This window comes from Rhodococcus sp. S3 (genome assembly GCF_058211795.1).
Genome location: NZ_CM177074.1, coordinates 2227346 through 2253743, shown reverse-complemented (window position 1 = coordinate 2253743; position 26398 = coordinate 2227346). Strand labels below are relative to the sequence as shown.

At 69.1% G+C, this 26398-nt stretch carries 26 protein-coding genes and 1 pseudogene; 13 read left to right on the top strand and 14 right to left on the bottom strand.

Annotated elements, in window-relative coordinates; genetic code table 11:
• Window positions 1–37: 37 nt before the first annotated feature.
• Window positions 38–1450: a replication-associated recombination protein A gene (locus AC0LPE_RS10515; RefSeq protein WP_490606152.1), complete on the bottom strand. Its 1413-nt coding sequence runs from the start codon at window positions 1448–1450 to the stop codon at window positions 38–40.
• A gap of 95 nt (window positions 1451–1545) precedes the next feature.
• Here AC0LPE_RS10515 and AC0LPE_RS10510 point away from each other — a divergent pair, with 95 nt between their 5' ends.
• Window positions 1546–3183, top strand: coding sequence for an alkaline phosphatase D family protein (locus AC0LPE_RS10510; protein ID WP_490606151.1), 1638 nt, complete (start codon window positions 1546–1548; stop codon window positions 3181–3183).
• Window positions 3184–3214: 31 nt separating this feature from the next.
• Here AC0LPE_RS10510 and AC0LPE_RS10505 read toward each other — a convergent pair whose 3' ends face one another.
• From AC0LPE_RS10505 to aspS, 3 genes are all read right to left on the bottom strand, one after another.
• Complete coding sequence (locus AC0LPE_RS10505) at window positions 3215–4378, bottom strand: kinase (RefSeq protein ID WP_490606150.1); 1164 nt, start codon at window positions 4376–4378, stop codon at window positions 3215–3217.
• Window positions 4379–4582: 204 nt separating this feature from the next.
• Window positions 4583–4852 (bottom strand): DUF4235 domain-containing protein, encoded by a 270-nt coding sequence (locus AC0LPE_RS10500; RefSeq protein WP_006551422.1) that lies wholly within the window; start codon window positions 4850–4852, stop codon window positions 4583–4585.
• 180 nt (window positions 4853–5032) lie between these two features.
• On the bottom strand, window positions 5033–6820 hold the full coding sequence (gene aspS / locus AC0LPE_RS10495) for an aspartate--tRNA ligase (RefSeq protein WP_490606149.1): 1788 nt from the start codon (window positions 6818–6820) through the stop codon (window positions 5033–5035).
• A 139-nt stretch (window positions 6821–6959) separates the two neighbouring features.
• On the opposite strand from aspS, the gene ypfJ reads away from it, so the two are divergent.
• Entirely contained in the window at window positions 6960–7877 is a 918-nt protein-coding gene (gene ypfJ / locus AC0LPE_RS10490; RefSeq protein WP_490606148.1) for a KPN_02809 family neutral zinc metallopeptidase, read from the top strand.
• A 103-nt stretch (window positions 7878–7980) separates the two neighbouring features.
• On the opposite strand, the gene AC0LPE_RS10485 is transcribed toward ypfJ, so the two are convergent.
• A complete protein-coding gene (locus tag AC0LPE_RS10485) occupies window positions 7981–8280 on the bottom strand; it encodes a protease inhibitor I42 family protein (protein ID WP_016691636.1) in 300 nt (99 codons plus the stop codon).
• Window positions 8281–8362: 82 nt separating this feature from the next.
• Between AC0LPE_RS10485 and AC0LPE_RS10480 the strand changes: the two genes are divergently transcribed.
• On the top strand, window positions 8363–8896 hold the full coding sequence (locus AC0LPE_RS10480; RefSeq protein ID WP_490606147.1) for a hypothetical protein: 534 nt from the start codon (window positions 8363–8365) through the stop codon (window positions 8894–8896).
• A gap of 32 nt (window positions 8897–8928) precedes the next feature.
• Window positions 8929–9536 (top strand): annotated as a pseudogene (locus AC0LPE_RS10475) (nucleoside/nucleotide kinase family protein).
• Window positions 9537–9555: 19 nt separating this feature from the next.
• Here AC0LPE_RS10475 and AC0LPE_RS10470 read toward each other — a convergent pair.
• Window positions 9556–10347, bottom strand: coding sequence for an SDR family NAD(P)-dependent oxidoreductase (locus AC0LPE_RS10470; protein ID WP_490606146.1), 792 nt, complete (start codon window positions 10345–10347; stop codon window positions 9556–9558).
• Window positions 10348–10509: 162 nt separating this feature from the next.
• Between AC0LPE_RS10470 and AC0LPE_RS10465 the strand changes: the two genes are divergently transcribed.
• Window positions 10510–12270, top strand: a complete 1761-nt coding sequence (locus AC0LPE_RS10465; protein WP_088898482.1) for a RecQ family ATP-dependent DNA helicase — start codon at window positions 10510–10512, stop codon at window positions 12268–12270.
• Window positions 12271–12316: 46 nt separating this feature from the next.
• Here AC0LPE_RS10465 and AC0LPE_RS10460 read toward each other — a convergent pair whose 3' ends face one another.
• Complete coding sequence (locus AC0LPE_RS10460; RefSeq protein WP_016691629.1) at window positions 12317–12751, bottom strand: DUF4383 domain-containing protein; 435 nt, start codon at window positions 12749–12751, stop codon at window positions 12317–12319.
• A 268-nt stretch (window positions 12752–13019) separates the two neighbouring features.
• Window positions 13020–13142 carry a hypothetical protein gene (locus AC0LPE_RS10455; protein WP_016691628.1) on the bottom strand — a complete coding sequence of 41 codons (123 nt, stop codon included), beginning with the start codon at window positions 13140–13142 and terminating at the stop codon, window positions 13020–13022.
• A gap of 429 nt (window positions 13143–13571) precedes the next feature.
• Here AC0LPE_RS10455 and AC0LPE_RS10450 point away from each other — a divergent pair, with 429 nt between their 5' ends.
• The gene (locus AC0LPE_RS10450; protein ID WP_088898151.1) at window positions 13572–14939 is read left to right on the top strand and encodes a hemolysin family protein; all 1368 of its coding nucleotides are present in this window, start codon (window positions 13572–13574) and stop codon (window positions 14937–14939) included.
• A complete protein-coding gene (locus tag AC0LPE_RS10445; RefSeq protein WP_172414943.1) occupies window positions 14932–15945 on the top strand; it encodes a hemolysin family protein in 1014 nt (337 codons plus the stop codon). The genes AC0LPE_RS10450 and AC0LPE_RS10445 overlap by 8 nt, the downstream gene beginning before the upstream one ends.
• A gap of 87 nt (window positions 15946–16032) precedes the next feature.
• On the opposite strand, the gene AC0LPE_RS10440 is transcribed toward AC0LPE_RS10445, so the two are convergent.
• Window positions 16033–16812 carry a pirin family protein gene (locus AC0LPE_RS10440; protein ID WP_490606145.1) on the bottom strand — a complete coding sequence of 260 codons (780 nt, stop codon included), beginning with the start codon at window positions 16810–16812 and terminating at the stop codon, window positions 16033–16035.
• Window positions 16809–17834, bottom strand: coding sequence for a pirin family protein (locus tag AC0LPE_RS10435; RefSeq protein ID WP_490606144.1), 1026 nt, complete (start codon window positions 17832–17834; stop codon window positions 16809–16811). Before AC0LPE_RS10435 ends, AC0LPE_RS10440 begins: the two co-directional genes overlap by 4 nt.
• Before the next feature lie 92 nt (window positions 17835–17926).
• On the opposite strand from AC0LPE_RS10435, the gene AC0LPE_RS10430 reads away from it, so the two are divergent.
• Window positions 17927–18391, top strand: coding sequence for a MarR family winged helix-turn-helix transcriptional regulator (locus AC0LPE_RS10430; RefSeq protein WP_016694941.1), 465 nt, complete (start codon window positions 17927–17929; stop codon window positions 18389–18391).
• A 108-nt stretch (window positions 18392–18499) separates the two neighbouring features.
• On the top strand, window positions 18500–18943 hold the full coding sequence (locus AC0LPE_RS10425) for an acyl-CoA thioesterase (protein WP_145691728.1): 444 nt from the start codon (window positions 18500–18502) through the stop codon (window positions 18941–18943).
• 20 nt (window positions 18944–18963) lie between these two features.
• On the opposite strand, the gene AC0LPE_RS10420 is transcribed toward AC0LPE_RS10425, so the two are convergent.
• Complete coding sequence (locus AC0LPE_RS10420; protein WP_088898157.1) at window positions 18964–19992, bottom strand: Rv2578c family radical SAM protein; 1029 nt, start codon at window positions 19990–19992, stop codon at window positions 18964–18966.
• Window positions 19993–20191: 199 nt separating this feature from the next.
• Between AC0LPE_RS10420 and AC0LPE_RS10415 the strand changes: the two genes are divergently transcribed.
• Together AC0LPE_RS10415 and AC0LPE_RS10410 are read left to right on the top strand one after the other, a co-directional pair.
• Window positions 20192–20527, top strand: coding sequence for a type VII secretion target (locus AC0LPE_RS10415; RefSeq protein ID WP_088898158.1), 336 nt, complete (start codon window positions 20192–20194; stop codon window positions 20525–20527).
• Window positions 20527–21744, top strand: coding sequence for a hypothetical protein (locus tag AC0LPE_RS10410; RefSeq protein WP_145691730.1), 1218 nt, complete (start codon window positions 20527–20529; stop codon window positions 21742–21744). The genes AC0LPE_RS10415 and AC0LPE_RS10410 overlap by 1 nt, the downstream gene beginning before the upstream one ends.
• 25 nt (window positions 21745–21769) lie before the next feature.
• Here the strand turns inward: AC0LPE_RS10410 and AC0LPE_RS10405 are convergent, their stop codons facing one another.
• The 3 genes from AC0LPE_RS10405 to AC0LPE_RS10395 all read right to left on the bottom strand — a co-directional run bounded on the left by AC0LPE_RS10405 (window position 21770) and on the right by AC0LPE_RS10395 (window position 24464).
• Window positions 21770–22414 (bottom strand): hypothetical protein, encoded by a 645-nt coding sequence (locus AC0LPE_RS10405; RefSeq protein WP_172414944.1) that lies wholly within the window; start codon window positions 22412–22414, stop codon window positions 21770–21772.
• Entirely contained in the window at window positions 22401–23675 is a 1275-nt protein-coding gene (gene hisS, locus AC0LPE_RS10400; RefSeq protein WP_060653189.1) for a histidine--tRNA ligase, read from the bottom strand. Before hisS ends, AC0LPE_RS10405 begins: the two co-directional genes overlap by 14 nt.
• A 105-nt stretch (window positions 23676–23780) precedes the next feature.
• Complete coding sequence (locus AC0LPE_RS10395; protein ID WP_186455154.1) at window positions 23781–24464, bottom strand: MBL fold metallo-hydrolase; 684 nt, start codon at window positions 24462–24464, stop codon at window positions 23781–23783.
• 149 nt (window positions 24465–24613) lie between these two features.
• On the opposite strand from AC0LPE_RS10395, the gene AC0LPE_RS10390 reads away from it, so the two are divergent.
• Together AC0LPE_RS10390 and AC0LPE_RS10385 are read left to right on the top strand one after the other, a co-directional pair.
• Window positions 24614–25489, top strand: coding sequence for a peptidylprolyl isomerase (locus AC0LPE_RS10390; protein ID WP_490606143.1), 876 nt, complete (start codon window positions 24614–24616; stop codon window positions 25487–25489).
• Window positions 25489–26271 carry a peptidylprolyl isomerase gene (locus AC0LPE_RS10385; RefSeq protein WP_490606142.1) on the top strand — a complete coding sequence of 261 codons (783 nt, stop codon included), beginning with the start codon at window positions 25489–25491 and terminating at the stop codon, window positions 26269–26271. The genes AC0LPE_RS10390 and AC0LPE_RS10385 overlap by 1 nt, the downstream gene beginning before the upstream one ends.
• Window positions 26272–26398: the final 127 nt, after the last annotated feature.

Here is a 26398-nt window from a genome sequence, read left to right as displayed (position 1 = left end):
CGAAGTGGCCTCGGTACGGCGCCGTGAGTACTCGGCGTCACCGCTCACCGCGCACGATGCGGCGCAGCTTGGGCAGGCGGGCCGACAGCTCCCGCTCCACGCCGCGGCCGGTCGGCTCGTAGTAGTCGACGCCGACCAGCTCGTCCGGGGCGTACTGCTGCGCGAGCACGCCGTCCGGGTGCGCGTGCGGGAACTTGTAGCCGATCGCGTTGCCGAGCTTCTGCGCGCCCTGGTAGTGCCCGTCGCGCAGGTGCGCGGGTACCGGACCGGCCTTGCCGGCCCTCACGTCGGCGATCGCGGCGCCGAGGGCGGCGGTGACCGATCCCGACTTGGGGGCGGTGGCGATGTGGATGGTGGCCTGGGCGAGTGCGAGCTGGGCTTCGGGCATCCCGACCTGCTGCACGACCTGCGCGGCGGCGACCGCCGTCTGCAGAGCGGTGGGATCGGCCATGCCCACCTCCTCGCTGGCCTGGATCATCAGGCGACGGGCGATGAAGCGCGGGTCCTCCCCCGCGACGATCATCCGTGCCAGATAGTGCAGGGCTGCGTCGACGTCGGAGCCGCGCAGCGACTTGATGAAGGCGCTCGCGACGTCGAAGTGCTGGTCGCCGTCGCGGTCGTAGCGGACGGCGGCCTCGTCGATGCTCGACTCCACGGTCGCGAGGTCGATGACGGCCGCGTCGCCACCGGAGACGGCGAGCGCGGTGTCGGCGGAGGCCTCGAGCGCTGTCAGGGCGCGGCGGGCGTCGCCCCCGGCGAGCCGGACGAGGTGGTCGAGGGCGTCGTCGTCGATCTCGACCGCACCCACGAGTCCACGGGCGTCGGTGCGCGCGCGTTCGAGCAGTGCCCGGATGTCGTCCGGCCCGAGCGGCTGCAACTGGAGCACCAGCGAGCGCGACAGCAGCGGGGCGACCACGGAGAACGACGGGTTCTCGGTCGTCGCGGCGACGAGCAGCACGATGCGGTTCTCGACCGCGGCGAGCAGCGCGTCCTGCTGGGTCTTGGAGAAGCGGTGGACCTCGTCGATGAACAACACGGTCTGTTCGCCGTGGGTGAGGCGCCGACGTGCCAGGTCGATGACGGCACGTACGTCCTTGACGCCCGCCGACAGAGCGGACAGCGCTTCGAACCGGCGTCCGGTGGCCCCGGAGATCAGTGAGGCCAGGGTCGTCTTCCCGGTACCGGGCGGACCGTAGAGCACGACGGAGGCCGCACCCGATCCCTCGACGAGCCGCCGCAGCGGCGCTCCGGGTTCGAGCAGGTGCTGTTGTCCGACCACCTCGTCGAGACTCGCCGGTCGCATGCGCGCAGCGAGGGGCGCGTTCGCGCCGCCGGCCGCCACGGGTTGCCGGCGGACCTGCGGTTCGTCCTCGGGTTCCGGTTCGCGTGGCGCCTCGAACAGGGCGTCCGGTTCGGCAGACGGGTCGTTCGCCCCGAAAAGATCACTCACGCATCCGACGCTACAAGCTCGCGCCGACGCCCGGTCGACGGCGGTGTTCGTCGTTCGTATGGACGGATGACCGACCGTGTGGTCGGATCTTGGTCGTGGCCACGACACCGTCCGCCGATCATGTGTCCCGCCGCGCCGTGCTCCGGTCGTCGATCCTCGCCGCCGGTGTTGCGGCCTTCGCCTCGACCACGCAGCACGCGCAGGCATCTCCCGCCGTCTTCGCGCACGGCGTCGCGTCGGGAGATCCGTTGCCCGACGCGGTGATCCTGTGGACGCGGGTGACACCCTCGCCGGAGGCGACACCCGGCTCGGGTGCGGGACCGGACGTCCCGGTCACCTGGGAGCTCGCCCGCAGCAGCAGCTTCGACGCGGTGGTCGCTAGCGGGACCGCGACGGCGAGTTCCGTCTCCGACCACACGGTCAAGGTCGACGCTCGTGGGCTCGCACCGGGAACGACCTACTTCTATCGATTCCGCGCCGGCGGTGCCGTCTCCCCGACCGGCAGCACGTCCACCGCCCCCTCGCACGACGCTGCGGTCGGACGCCTGCGCTTCGGGGTCGTGTCGTGCGCCGACTGGGAGGGCGGCTTCTTCTCCTCCTACCGCCACCTCGCCGCACGCGACGATCTCGACGCCGTGATGCACCTCGGCGACTATCTGTACGAATACGCGGCGGGGAAGTTCCCCGTCGCCGGCGGCCGGGGCGTCCGGACGCACGAGCCCGCCCACGAGATCGTGAGTCTCGCCGACTACCGCATCCGGCACGCGCAGTACAAGACCGACCCGAACCTGCAGGCGCTGCACGCAAAGGTGCCGTGGATCGTGATCTGGGACGACCACGAGGCGGCGAACGACGCGTGGGCGGGAGGGGCGGAGAACCACGATCCGCTCGTCGAGGGCGACTGGGCCTCCCGCAAGGACGCATCGGTGCAGGCCTACGACGAGTGGATGCCGGTGCGTCCGAACGGCGGCCGACTCTACCGGCGTCTGCGGTACGGACGGCTCGCCGAACTGTCGATGCTGGATCTGCGGAGCTACCGTTCCCGGCAGGTCCTCGCAGTCGGACGGCAGGTCGACGATCCGGGTCGCACGATGACCGGACGGGACCAGATGGAGTGGCTCACCGCCGGCCTGACGACCTCCCCCACCCGATGGCAGTTGATCGGCAATTCGGTGATGTTCTCGCCGATCGTGTTGCCGCCCCTCGATCCGCGGACCACCGGAGCACTGACCGAACTCGTCGGAGTGCCGGCCGGAGGTGTGCCCTTCAACACCGATCAGTGGGACGGCTACACCGCCGACCGCCGGCGGTTGATGGACACCATCACGGCGGCGGGACTGCGCAACGTCGTCTTCCTCACCGGCGACATCCACACCTCCTGGGCGATGGACGTCCCGGTGGACGCCGCCGACTATCCGGGTGCGGGCACCGTCGCCACGGAGTTCGTGGTTCCGTCGGTGACGTCGGCGAACATGGACGAGTTGCTCGGTGTGCCCCCGCGTAGCCTGTCTCCCGCGCTGGAGGCGACGGCGACCGCGGCCAACCGGCACGTGCGGTTCGTCGAACTGGATTCGCACGGTTACGGCGTACTCGACGTGACTCCCGAGGCGACACAGATGGAGTGGTTCTTCATCGGCGACCGCACGGATCCGAACACGGCCGCGCGTCGCGTCGCGGGATACCGGGTAGCCGACGGCGCGACGAGGATCGAGCCCGCCGCTCCGCTGGTGTAGACGCCGGTCGGCGCCTGCCGGATCGACCGCGCTAACCGGCGGCGCGGTCCTCGAGGTGGGCGAGCACGTCGCGGGCGTGGACGGCGACGTCGTCGTGGCCTGTCGCGGTGGCGAACTCGGCGAGCAGCGACCAGCGGGCGCGGAGCGCGGGGATGCGCGGCACCGACAACCCGTGTTCGCGTACCGAGGCGATCCGGGCATGGTCCTCGGGCAGGAACAGGTGCGTGCTCAGCCAGATGCACGCGAGCAGTGCGTCGAGCAGCCGCTCCTCGAGTACCTCGTCGTAGGCCAGCTGCGGCCACATGGCGACGACCTCGGCGCGCCACGCGTCGGCCATCGCACGGATGCGATCGACGGACAACGGCACCGAGCACAGGCACAGCGGGAAGGAGCTGAGTGCGTACGCGATGTCGAGGGTCGCGTCGCGGAAGCCGCCCCATTCGTAGTCGAGGAACTGCACACCCTCGTCGCCGACCACGATGTTGTCGGGGCACAGGTCGGACGGGCTGAAGGCCCGGAAACGACCGCCGGTGAAGAGCTTGGACGCCCGCTCGGCACGCTCGCGTACCGACTCGGGCACCGACAGACCGAAGTCGGCCTCGAGGAGCTCGGGCACGCCCCGCACGGCGTCGAGAGCCTGCTGGGACACGGCGTCGGCGACCCGCGCGACGTCGGCGCGACGGAGCAGCGCCGCGAAGTCCTCCTCGCGGCCGACGGTCGCGGCATGCATGCGCCCGAGTGCCTGGGCCAGGGCCATCAGGGTGTTCCCGGCGGCCTCGGAACTGTTGCGCAGCACCTCCGACAGCGTGGTCGCGTCGCCGAGGTCGCTGAGGACCAGCAGGCGGGCGTCGAAGTCGTAGGCGAGCAGTTCGGCGCCCGGACGGTGATCCTTCGCCAGGGCCGTCGTGAACTGGTAGGAGACCGCCTCGCGGAGGAAGGCGATCTGCTCGTCCGTCTCGGAACCGCGGAAGTCGACGTGGCCGGTGCCACGCGAGGGCGGTACCTGCTTGAGGACGAGGGTGCGCGGGAGCGAGAACGGATTGGCGGCCACTCGTACCCGTACGACCACCGAGCGGCCACTGCCCCCGAGATCCACGGGATCGGTCAGGGTCACCGTGGCGCCGGTACGGCGGGTGAGCAGCGCTTCGGCGGCGTGAACCACCTCGGACACGGGGTCTGCCAATGTTGCGGTCATCACTGCCCAATCTACAGGTTCCCGGTCACGACGAGGTCGTCCACAATGCTCGGATCGAGCAGGACCTTTCTCACCCGCGCCCGGCCCACCAGGTCGCTATTGTCTGCTTTGCGAGGGAAAATCGCTGTTCATGCGGGCGTGTCCCCGTCCGCGCCCCGGCAACTCCGCGCTTCGGGCACCGATCACGATCGGGACACGTCATGATCATTCGGGTGAAACGTGTGTCACCTTCTGAAAACCACGGGCCGTACCGCGGTCCACCGCAGCCTTCACGACACCGAAGATCAGGCCCTGGAGGGCAGCCGCGATCAGCACGTCCCGGGTGCGCTGCGACAGATCCTGGGGTTCGGGCCGTTCGTCACTGCCGCCGACCTTCTTCCACACCTGGTTGAAGACGGCTCCGGCGAGGATGCCGCCTCCCACACTGGCTGCGAGAGCGAGCGGCTTGTAGAAGATCACGCGTGCGTCGGCCATGGATACCTCCTCGATCCGTCGCCACCGTTGGCGCCGGACCGACGGAGTACCCGGGCTCGATCCTCACAAACCTCATCGGGCCCACGAACCTCACCCGGGAACACCGCCGGACGGCACACACGACGGCGCGGCGCCCCGTCCGGAGACGGGCGACACCGCGCCATCGACAGCTACGGGTGATCAGGCCTTGTCGGTGCCCTCGGTCTCGGGTTCGGGCACGAAGTCGATGCCCGTCTCCTTGCGCTGCTCCGGCGTGATCGGGCCGGGAGCATCGGTCAGCGGATCGACACCGCCACCGGACTTGGGGAACGCGATGACCTCGCGGATCGAGTCCACCCCGGCGAGCAGCGCAGTGATGCGGTCCCAGCCGAAGGCGATGCCGCCGTGCGGGGGCGCGCCGTACTTGAACGCCTCGAGCAGGAAGCCGAACTTCTCGTTCGCCTCCTCCTCCGAGATGCCCATCACCTTGAACACCCGCTCCTGGATGTCGGGGCGGTGGATACGGATCGAGCCGCCACCGATCTCGTTGCCGTTGCAGACGATGTCGTAGGCGTACGCCAGCGCCGAACCCGGATCGGTGTCGAAGGTGTCGATGTACTCGGGCTTGGGCGAGGTGAACGCGTGGTGCACCGCGGTCCACGCCGAGTGACCGAGGGCGACATCGCCACTCGCGGTCGCGTCGGCCGCCGGCTCGAACAGCGGGGCGTCGACCACCCACACGAACGCCCAGGCGTTCGGATCGATCAGATCGAGCTTGCGGGCGATCTCGTCGCGGGCCGCACCGAGCAGGGCGCGCATCTGCTTGGTCGGACCGGCGGCGAAGAAGATGCAGTCACCAGGGTTCGCGCCCACGTGCGCGGCGAGGCCCTCGCGCTCGGCGTCGGTGAGGTTCTTGGCGACCGGACCGCTCAACGTGCCGTCCTCACCGACGAGCACATAGGCGAGGCCCTTGGCACCGCGCTGCTTGGCCCACTCCTGCCACGCGTCGAGCTGACGACGCGGCTGGCTCGCACCACCGGGCATGACCACGGCACCGACGTACTCGGCCTGGAAGACACGGAAGGTGGTGTCCTTGAAGAACTCCTTGCACTCCACGAGTTCGATGCCGAAACGCAGATCCGGCTTGTCGGTGCCGAAGCGGCGCATGGCCTCGGCGTAGGTCATCCGCGGGATCGGGGTCTCGAGTTCGTAGCCCACCAGACGCCACAGCGCGTGCAGCACCTCCTCGGCGAGGAGGATCACGTCGTTCTGGTTGACGAACGCCATCTCGATGTCGAGCTGGGTGAACTCGGGCTGACGGTCGGCGCGGAAGTCCTCGTCGCGGTAGCAGCGGGCGATCTGGTAGTAGCGCTCGATGCCACCGACCATGAGCAGCTGCTTGAACAACTGCGGGGACTGCGGCAGAGCGTAGAAGTTGCCGGGCTGCAGACGGGCCGGGACCAGGAAGTCGCGCGCGCCCTCCGGCGTCGAGCGGGTGAGGGTCGGAGTCTCGACCTCCACGAACTCGTGGTGGGCGAGCACCGCGCGGGCCGCAGCGTTGACCTTGCTGCGCAGACGGATGGTCTTGCCGGGCTTCTCGCGACGCAGATCCAGGTAGCGGTACTTCAGGCGCGCTTCCTCGCCGACCTGGTCGTCGAGCTGGAACGGCAGCGGGGCGGCCTCGTTGAGAACCACGAGCTCGGAGGCGTCGACCTCGATCGCACCGGTCGGGATCTCGAAGTTCTGGTTGCCCTCGGGGCGGATGTCCACCTTGCCGGTGATCCGGACGCAGTACTCCGCGCGGAGCCGGTGCGCCTGCTCGAGGACGCCGGCGCTGCGGAAGACCACCTGCGATACACCCGAGGCGTCGCGCAGGTCGATGAAGATGACCCCGCCGTGATCGCGTCGCCGGGCAACCCAACCGGTGAGGGTGACTGTCTGCTCGGCGTGCTCGGCTCGCAACGAGCCGGCGAGATGGGTGCGCAGCACGGAATTCCTTTCGAAACGATCAGCGACGGGTTCGTCGGCTGTAATCCTACGAAAGACACGATCGGCCCGAGCGCACCCGTACCGAATAGTTCGTGCCAAGCTTGTCCGAATCCGACGAACACAGGAGAAAGCGGCGGCGATGACGTTCAGAGAAGGTGCACGCATGGATGCGGGCCGGGTCCGTACCGGCGGCGGTGGGCGCGGTGGAAAGCTCGCTCTCGGTGGCGGGGCCGGTGGCCTGATCGTCATCATCCTGGCGCTGCTGTTCGGCGGCGATCCGTCCTCGCTGCTCGGCTCGGGAGTGCCCGACACCTCCGGCGATCCGCAGGCCGAGAGCGCACTCGAACAGTGCGAGGTCGGCGGCAGCGCCGCGAACGAGAACGTCGACTGCCGGGTGCTCTACACCGTCGGGTCGCTCGACTCCGTGTGGGAGCAGCAGTTCGGGACGCAGACCGGCGTGGCCTACGTGCAGCCGGAGGTCGAGATCTTCACCTCGGCCACGTCCACCGGGTGCGGCAACGCCACCAGCGACATCGGGCCCTTCTACTGCCCGGCGGACCGGACCGCCTACTTCGACACCAGCTTCTTCGACGAACTCGAGACGCGGTTCGGCGCCAGCGGCGGTCCGCTCGCGCAGGAATACGTCGTCGCCCACGAGTTCGGGCACCACCTGCAGAACCAGCTCGGCGATCTCGGTCGCGCGCAGGCCGATCCGCGCGGCCCCGAATCCGGCGCCGTCCGTACGGAACTGCAAGCCGACTGCTACGCCGGGGTGTGGGCCTACCACGCCGACAAGCTGCCCGAGCCGACCACCGGCGAGCCCTTCCTCGTGCCGCTCACCGACACCGACATCCGCGACGCACTGTCGGCCGCATCGGCCGTCGGCGACGACCGGATCCAGCGGGCCGCCACCGGCCGGGTGAACCCGGAGGGCTGGACGCACGGGTCGTCCGAGCAGCGTCAGGCATGGTTCCTGGCCGGCTACCGCACCGGTCGGGTCGACGCGTGCGACACCTACTCGGCACGCGATCTCGACAACCCGCCGGCCCTGCGCTGAGTCCGTGCGCCTCCGGCACTGCGCTGAGTCCGTGCGCCTCCGGCACTGCGCTGAGTCCGTGCGCCTCCGGCACTGCGCTGAGTCCGTGCGCCTCCGGACGCCGTCACGCGACGGTGACGGTCATGTTCGCGCGGTCGGCGACGAGATCGGCATGCTTCCGCATGCGCAGGGAGATGGGCCAGGTGCCGGCGCGGCGCGCCTTGAAGAAGAAGACCCGCTCGCCGGTCCCTCCCGGCAACGGGTTCTTCGACGGCACGAATCGGATGTCGCGAAGGACGAGCCCCTCTCCGACCCTCGACGTCGACCAGCAGTAGTCCCGGGAGGTGTTCTCGGGAAGATGCAGCTCGATCATGTCCCCGACACCGACAGTGACATCCTTCGGACCAGTGGCGATGTGCTTCATGACCTCAGGATAGCCCGCGAATGTGATTTTCCTCACTCCCGTGACGGCGGCGCTCGTTCACTGGTCACGGCAGCGATGTGTGATGGGACACAAAACGGGGCATTCGTTCTCCATGCACGAGGAACGAGCCGGAATCACACGCAGCGACGCGGTGATGGGAGGACGCCTTCTCGCTCTGGCACACGAGAACGGCTACAGCGAACTGACCGAAGAGGTCGCGGCGCTGGTGTCGAGCGCCGGTTCGGACTCGCCGTCACAGATCACTCCCCCGCTCTACGGGGGCGTGCTGAGGTGGACGGTCTCGACGATCGCCGACGTCGTCGTCGACAAGATCGGTCCGCAGGTGCGGGGCGACGAGAGCTTCGAACTGACCATCCGGACCGAGAGCAGCCGTCACGTCCGGCCGGAGGAACTCCCGCAGCCGGAGAGCACCGTGATGAAGGCGGTCGTCGACGCGCTCGCCGGCGACTCGATCGCGGCCCGCAGCGACCTCGACGAAGTGGTCTTCGCGATGGACTGGGCGTCGCAGATGGAAGCGCTGGTCGAGGCGGTGCTCTGGCTCGACCGGCTTCTCGACACACCGGTACCGGAGGGGAACGACACACCGCCCTGGTGACGTCCACCCCCGGAAGGGAGTGACGGCGAGCGATGGCCGCCTTCACTCCCCTGACCCCCGAGATACTCACGATCTCCGTCGCCGATCGCGCCGCAGCGCTCACCGGACGCGTGTGTGTCGCCGTGAACGCACCGGACGCGGCGGATCCGGTGGAGTTCGCGCAGCGTGTCGCGACGGAACTGAGAACGCGGGGTCGCGCGGCGGACGTCGTCGATCTCCACGATTTCGTCCGGCCCGCGGCGCTCCGGTCGAGCACGGGCGGACCGATCCGTACAGCTACCGCCACGACTGGTTCGACTACGCCGCGGTCGACCGGGAGGTGCTCCGCGCGGTACGCGAACACCAGCGGTGGCTTCCGCGGCTGTGGGACGAGCGCACCGACCGTTCTGCGCGCGAACGCCCTCGGCGAGCGGCGGAGGACCAGATCCTCGTCGTCGCCGGCCCCATCCTCCTCGGCCGTGGTCTCGACTTCGACGTCACCGTCGTCCTGACGATGTCCCGGGGCGCACTCGAAAGGCGCACGCGCGCCGAGGATCACTGGACGATCGACGCGGTGCTCGAACACGACGAGACGGACGCGGACGTCCTGGTGCGCTACGACCACCCCACCCGCCCGGCAGTGCGGACGCGATCGGCCTGAGCGCTCCTGCCGTCGCGGATCATCGCCCCGATCGAGGCTTGGCCAGGACCCGGTGGACGGCCGAGGTCACCGCGTCGGGCGCCACCGTGCCGAAGACCGCCATCGACTTCGCGAGCACGGAACCGGGCACCACGTTCGCCTCGCCGCGCATCAGAGCGGCATAGCCGTCGCGCGCGACGTGGGCGGGATCGTCCTTGGGCGCCTTCCCGAGGATCGTGTCGAGCATCCCGGCACGTGCGAAGAAGTGGGTGTCCGTGGCCCCGGGCAGCATGGCCGTGAGCGTGACCCCGCTGCCGTCGAGTTCCTTGCGGACGCCGTCGGTGAAGGACTGCACGAAGGCCTTGGATGCGTTGTACACGGCCTGGTACGGGCCGGGCATCTTCGACACGACCGACGAGGTGACGAGCATCCGGCCCGAACCCACCCGCAGCATGTCGTTCAGCAACAGATGCGCCAGATGCACCGTCGAGCGCACGTTGACGTCGACGATCGAGAGAACGTCCTCGAGCTCTGCGTCGACGAACGCCCCGCCGATCCCGACACCGGCGTTGAGCGCAGCCGCCGCCGGGACGCGACCTCCGGCCGTCGCCGCCTCGTGCACCGCCCGGACCCCTTCCGGAGTCCTCAGATCCGCGTGGACCGACATCACCTCCGCACCGGATGTCCGCAGGTCGGCGGCGACCTCGTCCAGAGTGTCCGATCTCGCCGCGAGCACGAGGTCGTATCCGTCGGCCGCGAACAGGGCCGCCAGCTCCCGGCCTATGCCTCGCGATGCTCCGGTCACCAGAGCGAGAGGTCGAGCGTCGTTCATATCTCCTCCTCGGCACGTATGGCTCGCGGGTACCCACACCCCGTCGGGTCGACACGGCACCGGGAGCTCGCAACCGTTTGGGTCGGGCACGTCGTCGGGTATGCGGGAGACATCCTGCGCTCGCCCCGTCACGGGCAGTCCCTTCCGATTTCTGGAGTCCACTTGCAGCACAAGACATATCGGCCTTCGTCCGACAGAGCATCGGAGGATGCCCGCGAGGAACTGTGCGCCGCGGCGCAGAAGGTGTTCGGCTGGGACACGCTGCGCCCCGAACAGTTGGACGCGATGGTTCCGCTGCTCGACGGACGCGACGTCCTGGCCGTGATGGCCACCGGCTCCGGGAAGTCCGCGATCTATCAGGTGCCCTCACTGCTGCTACCGGGGGTGACGGTCGTCGTCTCCCCCTTGATCGCGTTGCAGAACGATCAGATCGCCGGTCTGGACCACTCGGAGGCGCCCGAGGCGGTCGCGATCAATTCACGCCAGCGCGAGTCGGAGAACGAGGCGAACTGGCAGGCCGTGCTCGAACACGACGCCGACTACGTCTTCCTCGCTCCCGAACAGCTCGCCAAGGACGAGGTCCTGGAGCGCCTGAGGAGCGTGGAGGTCTCGCTCCTCGTCGTCGACGAAGCGCACTGTGTCGCGATGTGGGGGCACGACTTCCGGCCCGAATATCTGCGCCTGGGAGACGTGGCCGAGGCTCTCGGCCGACCACCCGTCGTCGCACTCACCGCGACCGCCTCACCCCCGGTCCGCGAGGACATCGTCGAGGCGTTGCGCATGCGGGATCCGCTCGTCGTCGCCGGAGGTTTCGACCGGCCGAACCTCGACATCGAGGTGCGCAGACACACCGACGACGGCGAGAAGCGACGCGCCGTCGTCGAAGCAGTGGCGTCCCTGTCCGGTCCGGGCATCCTGTACGCCGCGACCCGCAAGGACACCGAGCGGTACGCCGAGGCCCTGCGCGAACGCGGGATCGATGCGTGCCCTTATCACGCCGGGATGCGCGCGGCCGAGCGCGAGGACGTCCACCTCGGATTCCTCGACGGTCGCTGCGATGTCGTGGTGGCGACCTCCGCCTTCGGCATGGGTATCGACAAGCCGGATGTGCGTTTCGTCGTGCACGCCTCGGTACCCGACTCGGTCGATTCCTACTACCAGCAGATCGGGCGCGCCGGACGCGACGGGGAGCCGGCCACCGTCCTGATGTTCTACCGTCCCGAGGATCTGTCGCTCGCGACCTTCTTCACCACCCACAACCCCGACGAGGAGCTGATCGGCCGGGTGTTCTCGGCGGTCCGCTCCGCGTCGCCGATGAAGCTCGGACGGCTGCGTACCGAACTCGACGTGCGGGGCCGGAGACTGTCAAACGCGGTGAACCTGCTCGAGCGGTGCGGGGCTCTCGTCTCCGGCCGACGCGGACTCTCCGCCGCCGACATCCCACGACGGAAGGCGGTCGTGCGCGCACGCGAGACGGCTGCCTCGGGTGAACGACTGGACCGGTCGCGGGTCGAGATGATGCGCGGCTACGCCGAGACCCGCGGATGCCGCCGCCGGTTCCTGCTCGGATACTTCGGCGAGGCGCTGTCCGACCCCTGCGGCCGGTGCGACACCTGCCGGGACGGCGCGTCCGACGAGGCCGCAACGGTATCCGTGCTTCCGGGCACCGAGACGGCGCAGGTGGACTGCGAGACGTCGGCGTTCGCCCCGAACACTCGCGTGGTGCATGCCGAGTGGGGACCGGGAGTGGTGATGACTTGCGAGCACGATCGCGTCACCGTCCTGTTCGACAGCGAGGGCTACCGGACGCTGTCGCTCGAGGCGATCGCCGAGTCGGGGGTGCTGACGGTCGACGATACCGATCGCCCCGACGAGACCCACACCGACACCCTGCCTGCCCACATGGAAGAACCCGTGGCGTGAACCACGGGTTCTTCCGGATCCCGACGTCGGGAGGGGCGGGCTCGGGTCAGGGGCGAGCCGTGCCCGGGGCCGTTCGCGTGCGTGTGAGAAGCACGCCGAGAGCGATCATGCCCAGGCCGAGGACGAAGTGCAGCCAGTCGTCCGCGGTGTTCAAGGGCACGAAGTTGGCGCTGCTGTCCTTGTCGATGATCAGACCGTAGATCCACAGCACCAGGTAGATCGCACCGCCGATGATGAGGAAACTGCGGGCCATGGCTGCATCCCGGGCTGCAGCGAGTCCCAGGACACCGAAGAGCAGGTGCACGATGTTGTGGAGGATGGAGACCTGGAAGATCCCCAACAGCAGAGCCTCGGAATGGTGGCCTGCACCCGAGAGCTGGTCGTAGTCCGACGTGACACCCGGGATGAAACCGAGGATGCCCACCAGGAGGAAGACCGCGCCCACCACGAGCGCCGCGGTCTGCACCGGCGTTGCCGTCATCGAGCCGCGGCCGGGGCTTGGTGTTCGAGATGTCATCTTTCGCGTCCTCTCACCGAACGTCCGTTTGGGTTGAGTGGTCCGAATTACACCCACCGGTTAGCTCTGGCGAAACGAACCCAAACGTCGGTTTTCTGTGGTCGGGACGGGATCGAGAACGGGGGTCGGAAACGGTGCGGCACTCCGCTCCCCCTGGCCGGACGGAGACGACCATCTCCGGACACGACGAAGGCCCGCGGGATCAACCCACGGGCCTTCGAGTCTGCGAGGCTCAGGCCTGGCTGCTGCCGAACGCATCGCCGGCCGCATCAGCGGAACCGGTGAAGAAGTTCAGCACGTCGAACAGGTCGGCGAGGTTACCGAAGAGGTCGACAAGGAACTCGAGTGCAGGCACGGGCTTCTCCCATCAATGGAACAACAACGAAGTTGTGACGACGCGCGTCGACACGCGATCCAATTGTTACCTGCATTCCACGTCCGCGCAGCACTTAGATTTGTAATCCGGGCCACAAAATGCCCCTACCAGCACAAACGTCGAAATATTCGAGAAAATCGGTCAGAAATGTCGTAATCGCTCGGAAATACCCGCGTCGGACAATCCGGTCCATTCGGATGATAATCCGGGGATTACAAGATCGCTTTGTGACCATACCTCCACCCGGATGGTGGAACTTCCACCCCCGTCCGTTCGTCCTATCCTGTGAATGCATCCGTCAGCCCGACCCGACCCAGAGGGAGTCATGAAACGCCCCAAGCGAAAACCTCGAAGACCCGTCCCGCCCAGATGTGACGCTCTGCTCGTCACCCGAGCCCGGTCCCCGAAGTGCTGACCGCCCTCGGAATCGCGGCCGGCATTCTTGTCGTTCTCGCCATCACTGCACTGACCGGCTACTTCGTCGCGCAGGAATTCGCGTACATGGCCGTCGACCGCTCCCGCCTGAAGGCCCGCGCCGAAGGCGGTGACTCGGCTGCGGCCCGCGCACTGGCGGTCACCCGCCGCACCTCGTTCATGCTCTCGGGCGCTCAGCTCGGCATCACCGTCACCGGCCTGCTCGTCGGTTACGTCGCGGAACCGCTGATCGGTAGCGGCCTCGGCGAACTGCTGGGCGGTGTGGGCATCCCCACCGCCGTGGGTGTCGCCGTCGGCACCGTGCTGGCCGTGCTCTTCTCGACGGTGGTCCAGATGGTCTTCGGTGAGCTGGTACCGAAGAACCTCGCCATCGCCCGTCCCGAACCGGTCGCACGCCGTCTCGCCCTGTCGACGAGCGCCTATCTCGCCGTCTTCGGATGGCTGATCAAACTGTTCGACGCGTCGTCGAATCTCCTGCTGCGCGCGCTGCGCATCGAGCCGGTGCACGACGTCGAGCACTCCGCGACACCGCGCGACCTCGAACACATCGTGGCCGCGTCCCGCGAGACCGGCGAACTTCCGCCGGAGCTGTCCACCCTCCTCGACCGGATCCTCGAGTTCCCGACCCGGACCGCCGAACACGCGATGATCCCGCGGTCGCGGGTCGACGTCGTCGAGCTGGACGAGCCGGTCGCCACGATTCTCGACAAGATGAGCGAGGGGCACACCCGCTACCCCGTGGTGGGCACCTCGTCCGACGATCTGCGCGGGGTCGTGCACCTGCACGACCTCCTCGGCCTCGACACCCCGACGGGCACGGCCGCGACGGTCTGCCGACCGCCCGTGATCGTGCCGGCCACGCTGGCACTACCGGAAGTTCTCACCGAACTGGCACGGGCCGACGACGAGATGGCACTGGTGATCGACGAGTACGGCGGTTTCGCCGGCGTCGTCACGCTCGAGGACATCGCGGAGGAACTGGTCGGCGAGATCGCCGACGAGCACGATCCCGCGATGGCCGTCGAGGTCATCCGTCCCGAGGGCGACGGCTGGATCGTCCGCGGCGACGCACACATCGACGAGGTGGCCCGCACCCTCGACCACGAACTGCCCGAGGGCGACTACGAGACGCTCGCCGGTCTGGTCATCACCGAGTTCGGCGGCCTGCCCGAGGTGGGCGACACCGTCCGGATCACGCTGGATCCGGAGCCCGCCGAACTGCTGAACGAGGACGGCCCGATCCACAGGACCCTGGTCGCCGAGGTACGCGACATCGACAAGCACGTGCCGTCGTCCGTGCGCGTGACCGTTCTGACGGACGAGGTGACCGGCAATGAGTAACCCTGTGGTCGTCGCGGTGGTGACGATCGGCCTGATCGCCGCCAGCGCGTTCTTCGTCGCGGTCGAGTTCGCGCTCATCGCGGCGCGACGACACCGGCTCGAGGACGCAGCGCCGTCGAGCCGGTCGGCGCGCGCCGCCCTGCGCAGCGCGTCCGAACTGTCGGTGCTGCTCGCAGGATCCCAGCTCGGTATCACGGTGTGCACGCTCGCACTCGGTGCGACGACGAAACCCGCAGTGCACCACTGGCTCACGCCCTTGTTCGAGAACTGGGGCGCGCCGCTGTGGCTCGCGGATGTCGCCGGCTTCGTCCTTGCGCTGATCATCGTGACGTTCCTGCACCTCGTCGTCGGCGAGATGGCACCGAAGTCGTGGGCGATCGCCCACCCGGAGAAGTCCGCCACGATGCTGGCGCTGCCGATGCGGGCGTTCATGTGGGTGACCCGGCCGTTGCTCGTCCGGTTGAACCACATGGCGAACTGGTGCCTGCGGAAGGTCGGCGTGGATCCCGTGGATCAGGTCGCCGAAGGTCAGGATCCCGATGCACTCCGCCATCTGGTCGAGCACTCGGCCACCGTCGGCACGCTCGACGAGCGCTATCACGGGCACCTGAGCAGCGCGCTGGAGCTCGAGACGCTCACGCTCGGCGAGATCGTCACGCCGCAGGCGGAGCCGAGCAGTGTGAAGCCGACCTCGACGGCCGACGAGATCCGTGAGACGGCTCATCGCACGGGGCATCTCCGGTTGCTCGTACGCGCCAACGGGCACGTGGACGGTGTCGTGCACGTGCGTGACAGTCTCCAGGCCGCACCCGGAACCACGGCGGCCGAACTGATGCGCCCCGCGCTGACGATCGACGCCGCGACGCCGGTCTACGAGGCGCTCACGACGATGCGGGAGACCAGGAACCATCTGGTCACCGTCACCGAGAACGGACGGATCGTCGGGTTGATCACCCTGTCGGACGTCCTGGCCCGGTTGCTGCCGATGAGCGGCGCCGCGAACTGACCCACGACGGCGACAGGCCCGTCCCGGATCTCCGGGGCGGGCCTGTCGCCGTTTCCGGTCCGCCGGACCGGTCGGGAGTGGCGGTGTTCAGGAATGTCCGAGTGCGGCGTGCATCTCCCAGACGATGACCTCGGCGCCGGTCGCCGTGGTGAGCGCTCGACCGCCACCTCCGGCGATCCGCACCGCGTCTCCTTCGGCGAGAGGTCCGGCTCCCTCGAGTGCGGCTTCGCCCCGGGCGACGAAGAGGTGCACGAAGGGTGCGTCCGGCAGCGTCACGGGGCGATCCGGACGCATCCGCGCGACGTGCATGGCGGCATATCTGTTGCGGATGCGGATGGCGGAATGGTCGGCGTAGGCGTCCATTCCGGATGCGACCGGCACGAGACCGCCGGAGAGCAGTTCGTCGTCGATCTCGAGTTGTTCGTATCCCGGCTCGATCCCGGCTTCGTCCGGCAGCACCCACATCTGCACGAACCGCACCGGTTCGTCGTGCTCGGCGGCATACGACGCGGTGGCGCCGGGATGACGCCACGAGTCGTTCTTCTCGGAGTGGAGGATGCCGGAGCCCGCGCTCATGCGCTGCGCGAGACCCGGGTAGATCACCCCGGAGTGTCCCGTCGAGTCCTGGTGCACGAGCGATCCGCGGAGCACCCAGGTGACGATTTCCATGTCGCGGTGCGGGTGGGTGTCGAAACCGCTTCCCGGACGGACGATGTCGTCGTTGTTGACCATCAGCATCCCGAAATGCGTGTTGTCGGGATCGTAGTGGTGGCCGAACGAGAAGGAGTGCCTCGAGTCGAGCCAGTCGATCTTCGTGTGGAGGCGGTCGTCCGCGCGGCGGACGTCGAGAATCGGTGCGGTGCTCATGCGGGGTCCTGTGTCGGGCAGTTCGGATCTGCGGTGGGCGGATTGCGGCGGGGGCGGATACGTGCCTGGGGCAGGGGTGGCGCCGGGAGACGCTCGACCCTGCCGGTGTAGCCGGAGACGCTGCCGAACCGATCGGAGCCGCGTTCCCAGGCGTTCCGGTAGGCGACGATCTCGTCGTGGTCGCGCCCGACGAAGTTCCACCACATCACGATCTCCTCGCCGAAGGGCGTTCCACCGAGGAGGACGATACGTGCGGGTTCGTCGGTGGTGTTGGTCAGTTCGAGGGCCGGCACGCCGGTTCCGGTGTAGCCGAGCGCGGCACGGGTGAGCACGGTGCCGAACAGTGCGACCGTACCGGTGTCGACGAGCACCCCGTGTTCGAACGACGGGTCGACGTCGAGGGTGATACTCGCTGCGGGGTCCAGGACGATCTCCGCGCCGAGCAGCGGGGTGTACGTCGTCACGGGCGACTCCTGGCCGGCGAGCGAACCGAGGAAGACCTTGACGTCGGCGCCGGGCACCCGGACGACCGGCGGCACGTGGTGCTGGAAGTCGCGGGGCGCATCGCGATGCGTGTCGGGCAGGGCCACCCACAGCTGGACACCGTGCAGCGTCGCGGTCGCGGCGGTGGAGACCTCGGAGTGGCAGATCCCGTGGCCTCCGGTCATGAGGTTCAACTCCCCCGGCCGGACCATCGCGTGCACGCCGTGACTGTCGCGGTGTTCGATCTCCCCGGTGAACAGCCACGACACCGTCTGGAGCCCGGTGTGGGGGTGCGGTGCGACGTCCATGCCGCCGGTGCGGGAGACGTCGTCGGGACCGTAGTGGTCGACGAAGCACCACGCACCGATCAGCGAACGTTGCCGTTGCGGGAGCGTGCGGCGGACGGGCATGGCCCGGGGGCCGCCGAGCGGGACCTCACGCGAGGTGATGATCTCCACGCGGGGGCGGAGCGGGTCGCGAATCGGGAGGTCCTCCGTCCGGCAGCGGATCTCCTCGGGACGGGTGTCGGTGTTGCTCATGCCGCTCGACTCCTCTCGGTGGTCCGTCGGTCGACGCTTCCAGTGTGTCACATTTGATTGCGCAGTCAACTAACACGGGTACACTGGAGGTCATGGGAGAAGCGAAGTGGCTCGGCGACGACGAACAGCGCCTGTGGCGCGCCTATCTCGATGCGACGCGTCTGCTGTTCCAGAATCTCGACAAGCAGCTGCTGCGGGACTCCGACATCTCCTTCACCGACTTCGAGATCCTGGTCCTGCTGTCCGAGGCACCCGACCGCCGGATGCGCATGCGCGACCTCGCCGACGCGAGCACCACGACCCGCAGCGGCATCACCCGCGCCGTTTCCCGCATGGAGAATGCGGGGTGGGTCCGGCGCGTGGAGTGCGAATCCGACCGACGTGGCGCGTGGGCCGAACTGACGGACGTCGGCTACGCGAGACTCGCCGAGGCGGGTCCGGGCCACGTCGAGGCGGTCCGCGAGAACATGTTCGACCTGCTCTCGCCCGATGACGTCACCTCCATGGCCGAGGCCTTCACCCGCATGCGCGATCGCATGATCGACGGTAGACGGTAGGCCGTCCACCCCGGGACGAACACCTCCCGCGCCTCCGAAGCGGGACGCCGGCCCGGTCACGGATATGTTGACCGGGTCACAGTCACCATCTCGAAGGCGGTACCTCCCATGCGGTACGACCCGCGACGCACCTCGCTCGACCTGTATCCGTTGCAGCGCACGATCACGCCCCTCTTCGGCGACACCGACGCGCTCGGGCACATCAACAACGTCTCGATCGCCCGCTACTTCGAACAGGCCCGCGTCCTCGTCATGGAGGCCGTGTCGTCGACCCTGGGCGGTACCCAGCCCTTCGAGCGTGCGGTACTCGCGAAGATCGAGATCAACTTCCTGGCCGAGGTGTTCTATCCGCACGACATCGTCATCGCCACCGGTGTCCATCACATCGGGACGTCGTCGGTCGTGATCGGCTCGGCCCTGTTCCAGCACGGCAGGTGCGTCGCGCTCGCCGATTCGGTGGACGTCGGCACCGCCGCCGAAGGCGGCTCACGGCCGGTCCCCGAAGCCTCGCGTGCGGCGTTCGAGAAGTTCCGGCTCGCATACGACGACTGACACGCCGCCCGCGAACCGCCTCAGAACAGGGTGAGCGCCGCCTCCGGTTCGGGGGCGCGTTCGTCGGTGCGCAGCGCCCCCTTCTCCTCGCGCCGAGCGGACGCCCGGGCCCCGAGGCGGTGACGGTCGAGCAGGGGCGCGACCCGCTCGTCCAACCACTGCGAGTACTCGGGAGCGACGTAGGCGCCCCGGCCGTAGAGGCGGCGATAGCGGCGCATGAGGGCAGGATGCTCCTGGGCGAGCCACGACAGGAACCACCCGCGGGTCGATCCGCGCAGGTGCAGCGGTATCACCGTGACCCCCGACGCGCCGGCTGCGGCGAGGGAGTCGAACAGCGTGTCGAGGTGCTGCCGCGAGTCGGTGAGGAAGGGCAGCACCGGAGCGACCATGACATGGCACGACAACCCGGCCTCGACGATCGCCTTCACGAGATCGAGACGGGCCTTCGGTGACGGCGTGCCCGGCTCGATGTGCGCGGCGAGCTCGGGATCGCCGATCGGGAGCGACACCGCGACCGACACGTCGACCTGACCGGCCGCCAGCGACAGCAGCGGGAGATCCCGGCGCAGCAGCGTGCCCTTCGTGAGAATGGAGAAGGGGGTGCCGGATTCGGCGAAGGCCCGGATGACTCCGGGCATCAGCCGGTAGCGCCCCTCCGCACGTTGGTAGGGATCGGTGTTGGTGCCGAGCGCCACGTGTTCCCGGGTCCAGGATCGTCGCGCGAGTTCGCGGCGCAGGACGGCGGCGACGTTGGTCTTGACGACCAGCTGCGAGTCGAAGTCGTGCCCGGCGTCGAGATCGAGGTACTCGTGCGTGGGCCGGGCGAAGCAGTACCGGCACGCGTGTGTGCAGCCGCGGAAGGTGTTGACGGTGTACCGGAACGGCAACCGGGAGGCCTCCGGCGTCCTGTTCAGCGCGCTCTTGCACAGCACCTCGTGGAAGGTGACGCCCTCGAACTCCGGCGTGCGGACACTACGGACGAGGCCGGCCCGTTCGAGACCCGGCAGAGCTCCGTCGTCCGCATCCACAGCCTGACCCGCCCACCGCATGCCCTCCAGTCGAACATGTGTGCTATTCGCTGTCAACAGATCGTTCGACATCGTGTTCGATCGGACGGAGCGCACTCGCTGTGCAACGAATACATCGGCATTCCCGCCGCTTCATCCACAGCCGGCCGAGGGCCCGGTGGCTCGCCCGGTTCGCTCGAGTTACAGTGCTCGCCACACTGATCTTCGATGGGGGGGTTCGATGAGCGGTCTGTTTCCCGGTGCCGGAATCCGGGTGGTGCCCGACGGAATTCGAGCGTTCGGGACCACGAATCTTCGTGCGGCCGAGCAGGTGGCGCAGGCGGGGACGTTCGATCTGCAGGCCAACATCTCCGCGCTGAGCCCGGCCATGGGACTCATCGGCGGAGAGTTCCTCGCAGTGTTCGCGGCGGCCCAGTCCGAGCACAGCCGCGCCGTCGCGCAACTGTCGTGGGCCTACGCGTCCAACGGCATCGCGGCACACGAGGCGGCCACCGGCTACGAAACGACCGACACCGGAACGGCTTCGGCGCTGGCCGATGCTGCGGGAGGACTGTGATGCAGGGATCGGTCGTCGACACCGCAACACCCGCCGCCTCACCGACCGTTCTCGACGCTCTCCGCGCGTCTCCGATCGGACCGGTCCTCGACGCACCGCTTCCGGTACTGCCGGAACCCGTGCTCCCCGAGCCCGGTCTGCCCGTCCTCGAGGCGAATTCGATCGTCGAACTGCTCGAATCGATCCCGGTACCGGTGCTACCCGATCTCGAAACGATCGTGCGGCCGCTCACCGACCTCTGCTCGATGTTCGGGACCGGCATCCTCGACTCACTCGACCCCTCGGCGATCCTGCAGCAGGGGTCGCGTCTGCTCGAGACCGCCACGATGCTCGGCCGCAGTGCGCTGCACGCACTTCCGGAGTCGTGGGAGGGGGTGACGGCCGACGAGGCCGCAGGGCACGGGGTGCGCGCACAACAGTCCGCCCTCGAACTGGCCGACCGCGGCGACCGGATCGGCGACGTCACCCGCGCCGCCACGGCGACCGTCGAACGCGGCAACATCGAATTGACCGGCATCGCACAGTCGTTCGTGGCCACGGCGATGGCGGCCGCGCCCGCTCTCGCGACGCCGCCGGGCCAGGCCGCCCTGTTGGCGTCCGCCGTGCAGCATCTCCAGGCGGCACTGGCCGTCGTCGCGCGCACCCGGGGCGAGCTGACGATCCATACCGCCGCGATGACGGCGCTGACCACACCGATTCCCGTGCCCGCGCCGGTCGCCGTGGCCGGGGTCCACGAGATGCGCACGGTCGCCACTGCCGCAACCGATGTCGCGTCGAGTGTCGCAGCGCCGTTCACGGCCGCCGCGCACGCCCCGACCATTCCCACCGCCCACGCGGCGACCGTGCCCACCGCACACGCGGCGGTTCCGACCGTCGGCGCGGCGGTCGCGGGATCGGCCGGAACGATGTCGGCCGGAGTGGCCGCCGGTCACGGCACCGCAGGGGCCGCGTTCGGAACTGCAGGTGCGCCTGCCGCCGCTCCGATTCCGACCGCGCCCGGTACGGGTGGGGGTTCGCCGACCACGACCGGCGCGACCGCGATGGGAAGGGCACCCTCGACCGGCGGGATGGTCCCCGCGGGCTCGACCCGCGGATCCGACGACGAGGAGCACCGCTCCCCCACCCGTCTGCTGAGTGCCGCCGCGGAGGGCACCGAGGTCGTCGGCGAACTGCCGTTGGTCGTTCCCGCGGTGATCGGTTCGTACGACGACCGGTGAGCGCCACTCGCCGATCGACGGGCCGTCAGTCCACGAGCGAGGCGACCTCGTGGTCGGTCAGCGTCGTCTGCGGCACCCGGCCGGCGCCGCGCGCGAGTTCGATCGCCCGGTAGAGCGGGCGTTCGCCGAGCGCGGCGTCGCGGGCCTCGGCCCGCAATTGTTCGACGAGCACCGACGAGATCGCCGCCGCCGGTGCGATCTCGCTGGTGGCGAGCGCATCCGCGAGCTTTCGCAGGGCCAGTACGTCGAGTTCGCGGCCGCCGCCGTTCGCGTACAGGGCGAGCGGGACCGACACGAGGTTGTGCTCGCCGTCGTTGACGCGCACGACGGCCTGCGATACCCCGCCCACCCGAACGATCAGTTCGACCCCGGCGAGTCGCGCGAGATCGACACTGCGCGACCGGAACGCCCCCGACAGGGTGACGACGGTGCCGCGCAGCAGCAGGTGCCGACGCGTGGCCAGGAACGCACCGACGGCCGGCGGCACGGCGAAGACGCCCCCGACGAGCAGCGCTACCCAGCCGGGCGCGACGATCCAGACGAGGAAGCCGAGGACGACGCCGACGGCGAGTGCGAGCAGCGCGATCCTGCGGGCGCGTGGCCGGAGCAGTTTGGACGGGATCAGATCGAGCGGGACGGCGGCACCGTCCCGGTCGTCATGCGCCGGCAACGACCTCACCCACACGGGCGACGACGTCCGTGAGTGCAACGCTGTGCTGCTCGCCGTTGCGCAGATCCTTGACGACGATCTCGCCCGCCTCGAGTTCGCGGTCGCCGAGCACGAGCGCGACGACGGCGCCCGACTTGTCGGCCGCCTTCATGGCGCCCTTGAGGCCGCGCCCACCGTAGGCGAGGTCGACGCGGACACCCGCAGCGCGCAGCTTGTGTGCGATGGGCACGAGTGCGGCCTTGGCGGCATCGCCCATCGGCACCCCGTACACCTCGCACCGCGCGGGGCTACCGGCGGTCTTGCCCTCGGCGGCGAGCGCGAGAACCGTGCGGTCTACGCCGATTCCGAAACCGATGCCCGAGAGGGGCTGGCCGCCGAGCTGTTCCATGAGCCCGTCGTAGCGGCCTCCACCACCGATGCCGGACTGGGCGCCGAGCCCGTCGTGGACGAACTCGAAGGTGGTCTTCGTGTAGTAGTCGAGGCCGCGCACCATGCGCGGGTTGACGACGTACGGGACACCGATCGCGTCGAGGTGGGCGAGCACCTCGTCGAAGTGCGCGCGAGCGGTGTCCGAGAGGTGGTCGAGCATCAGCGGTGCGTCGGCGGTCATCTCGCGGACCTCCGGGCGCTTGTCGTCGAGCACCCGAAGCGGGTTGATCTCGGCGCGGCGGCGCGTCTCCTCGTCGAGCGGGAGCGCGAAGAGGAACTGCTGCAGCTTCTCCCGGTACTGCGGGCGGCAGGTCTCGTCGCCGAGGGACGTGATCTCGAGGCGGAAGCCGTCGAGTCCGAGCGACCGGAATCCTGCGTCGGCGACCGCAATGACCTCGGCGTCGAGCGCGGGATCGTCGATGCCGATCGCCTCGACGCCGACCTGCTGCAGCTGACGGTAGCGGCCCGCCTGGGGACGCTCGTAGCGGAAGAACGGTCCGGAATAGGACAGCTTCACGGGGAGCTGACCGCGATCGAGACCGTGCTCGATCACGGCGCGCATCACACCTGCGGTGCCCTCGGGACGCAGCGTGACCGAGCGTTCACCGCGATCCGCGAAGGTGTACATCTCCTTGGTGACGACGTCGGTGGACTCGCCGACGCCGCGAGCGAACAGGCCGGTGTCCTCGAAGATGGGCAGCTCGACGTGCCCGTACCCCGCCAGGCGTGCGGCACGGGTCAGACCGTCCCGTACCGCCACGAACTCCGCCGACTGCGGGGGAACGTAATCGGGCACACCCTTCGGCGCCGAAAACGTGGAGGCCTTGCTCACTGGTACTGCCTTCTCTCGGGATTCTCTCGGTTGGTCACCGGACGGATCGCGGTGTTCGTGCGTCGGTATCGATGCGCCGGCGTTCGTGCGTCGGTGTTCGTGCCGTCAGCGGGATTCTGCCAGGCCGGTGAGGAAGGGGTTCGACACCCGCTCCTGGCCGATCGTGCTCGCCCCGCCGTGTCCGGGGAGGATGTTGGTGCCGTCGTCGAGCACGAGCAGCTTGCGCGCGATCGAGTCGAGCAGTTGCGCGTGGTCGCCGCCGGGCAGGTCGGTGCGGCCGATCGATCCCTGGAACAGGGTGTCGCCGGTCAGGGCGACGTTCAGGACGGCCCCGTCGGGCGTGGTGGTGCGGGTGCGCAGGACGACCGAGCCGCGGGTGTGTCCGGGCGTGTGGTCGACGACGAACCCGATTCCGGCGTGTTCGATCTCGTCCCCGTCGGCGAACTCCACGACCTGCTGCGGTTCGACGAACTCGACGCCGTCGAGGAAGGGCGCAAGGCTCGACCCCATGCCCTGCAGCGGATCGGTGAGCATCATCCGGTCGTCCGGGTGGATGTAGACGGGGATCCCGTACCGGTCGGCCACCGGCTGCGCCGACCACATGTGGTCGAGGTGACCGTGCGTGAGCAGCACCGCCCGGGGCGTGAGATCGGATCCGGTGAGGAACTCCACGAGCGGCTCGGCGGCGTCCTGGCCGGGATCGACGACGACGCACTCCTTCGCGTTGTCCTGCGCGAGGATGTAGCAGTTGGTCTGGAACATCCCTGCAGGGAATCCGGTCACGAGCACGAGCATCGCTCCTACGGGTGGAAGCCTTCGAGGTCTCCTACAGACTATGCGTTGCGCCCTGCCCGCGGGTTGCCGGTCCCGGGTGGCAGACTCGGGTCTGCTTCGAAGTCGGTTGGACCACATCGATCGTTCACGGGAGGACTACTGCAGTGCCGAGCAACGCACAACGGCGCCAGGCCGCGAAACGCAAACTCGAACGGCAGCTCGAGCGTCGAGCCGAACGCGAGCGTAAGCGGCGCCGCATGACGATCGCGCTGTCCGCGCTCGGAGTGATCGTGGTCGTCGGTGCGGGTGTTGCTCTGTGGGCGGTCGACCGGGGCGACGACACGGCCACCGAGGCGGCGTCGAACGACACCTCGGGTTCGGAAACGGAGTACGCCGCGCTCCCCGAGGGCCGGTCCGAGCCGTTGCCCGAGACGGTGAACTGCTCCTACCCCGCGGACGGCCGCGAACCGTCGAAGCCGGCGGAGCCGCCGCGCACCGAGGGCATCCGCACCACCGGCGAGGGCAACACGGACATCAGCGTCAGCGTGGAGACGAGCCAGGGGAACATCGGCCTGATCCTGCACAACGACGATTCGCCGTGCACCGTCAACAGCTTCCTGTCGCTCGCCTCGCAGAACTTCTTCGACGAGACGGCCTGCCATCGGCTCACCACCTCGCCGTCCCTGCAGGTCCTGCAGTGCGGCGACCCGTCGGGTAGCGGGTCGGGCGGGCCGGGTTACCAGTTCGCGAACGAGTTCCCGACCGACCAGTTCGCCGCCGACGATCCCGCGGCGCAGGAACCGATGACCTATCCGCGCGGCACGCTCGCGATGGCCAACGCCGGCCCGGACACCAACGGCAGCCAGTTCTTCCTGGTGTACGGCGATTCGGTGCTGCCGCCGCAGTACACCGTCTTCGGCACGATCGACGAGACCGGTCTCGCGACCCTCGACAAGATCGCCGCGGCCGGTGTCGCAGGCGGAGCCGCCGACGGTGCCCCCGCGCTGGAGACCACCCTCACGTCGGTCAGGATGGACTGATGATCCGATTGCGCACCACCCTCGCCGCCGGCGCCGGGCTGGCACTCCTGCTCACGGGATGCTCCGACGACACGTCCACCGACAGCGCCGCGACCTCCTCGGCACCCGCGTCCGTCGCCGACCGGGAGTCCCCCGCCTACACGGGCGAACTGCCGGAGCGACCCGCCGGTGGCGATCTCGTCTCGTGCACCTACAACGCCTCGGGCGACGCCGCGCGCGACGTGACCGCCCCGTCCGCGGACGACGTCTCCGCCACCGGCACCACCGCCGCGCAGATCACCACCAGCGTCGGCGAGATCGGCGTGGAGCTCGACCGGGCCGCGGCGCCGTGCACGGTCAACAGCTTCGTGTCCCTCGCGGAGCAGGGCTACTTCGACGACACGCCCTGCCACCGTCTGGTGACCTCGCCGGGTCTGCAGGTGCTGCAGTGCGGCGACCCGACGGGCACCGGCACGGGCGGTCCGGGTTACGGCTTCGACACCGAGTACCCGGAGAACGTGTACGCGCCCGGCGACGCCCAGCTGCGCCAGCCGGTGATCTACCCGCGCGGCACGGTCGCGATGGCCAACACCGGCCGGCCCGGCAGCAACGGCAGCCAGTTCTTCCTGGTCTACGAGGATTCGCAGCTTCCCCCCACCTACACGGTCTTCGGGACGGTCGACGAGGCCGGACTCACCGTGATCGAGGAGGTCGCGGCGGAGGGCGACGACGGATCGATGGCGGCCGGCGGCGGTGCCCCCAACCGCGCGGTGCAGATCGAGTCGGTGACCGTCGGGTCCTGACACCCCCTCGCCCGACAGCGCACGACGTCCCGCCCCGGATCCCGGGGCGGGACGTCGTGCCGTCGGGACTCCGACGGCGCGGATACTGCCGGCCGGTACGAGATCCGCTGGACCACACCACCTCACG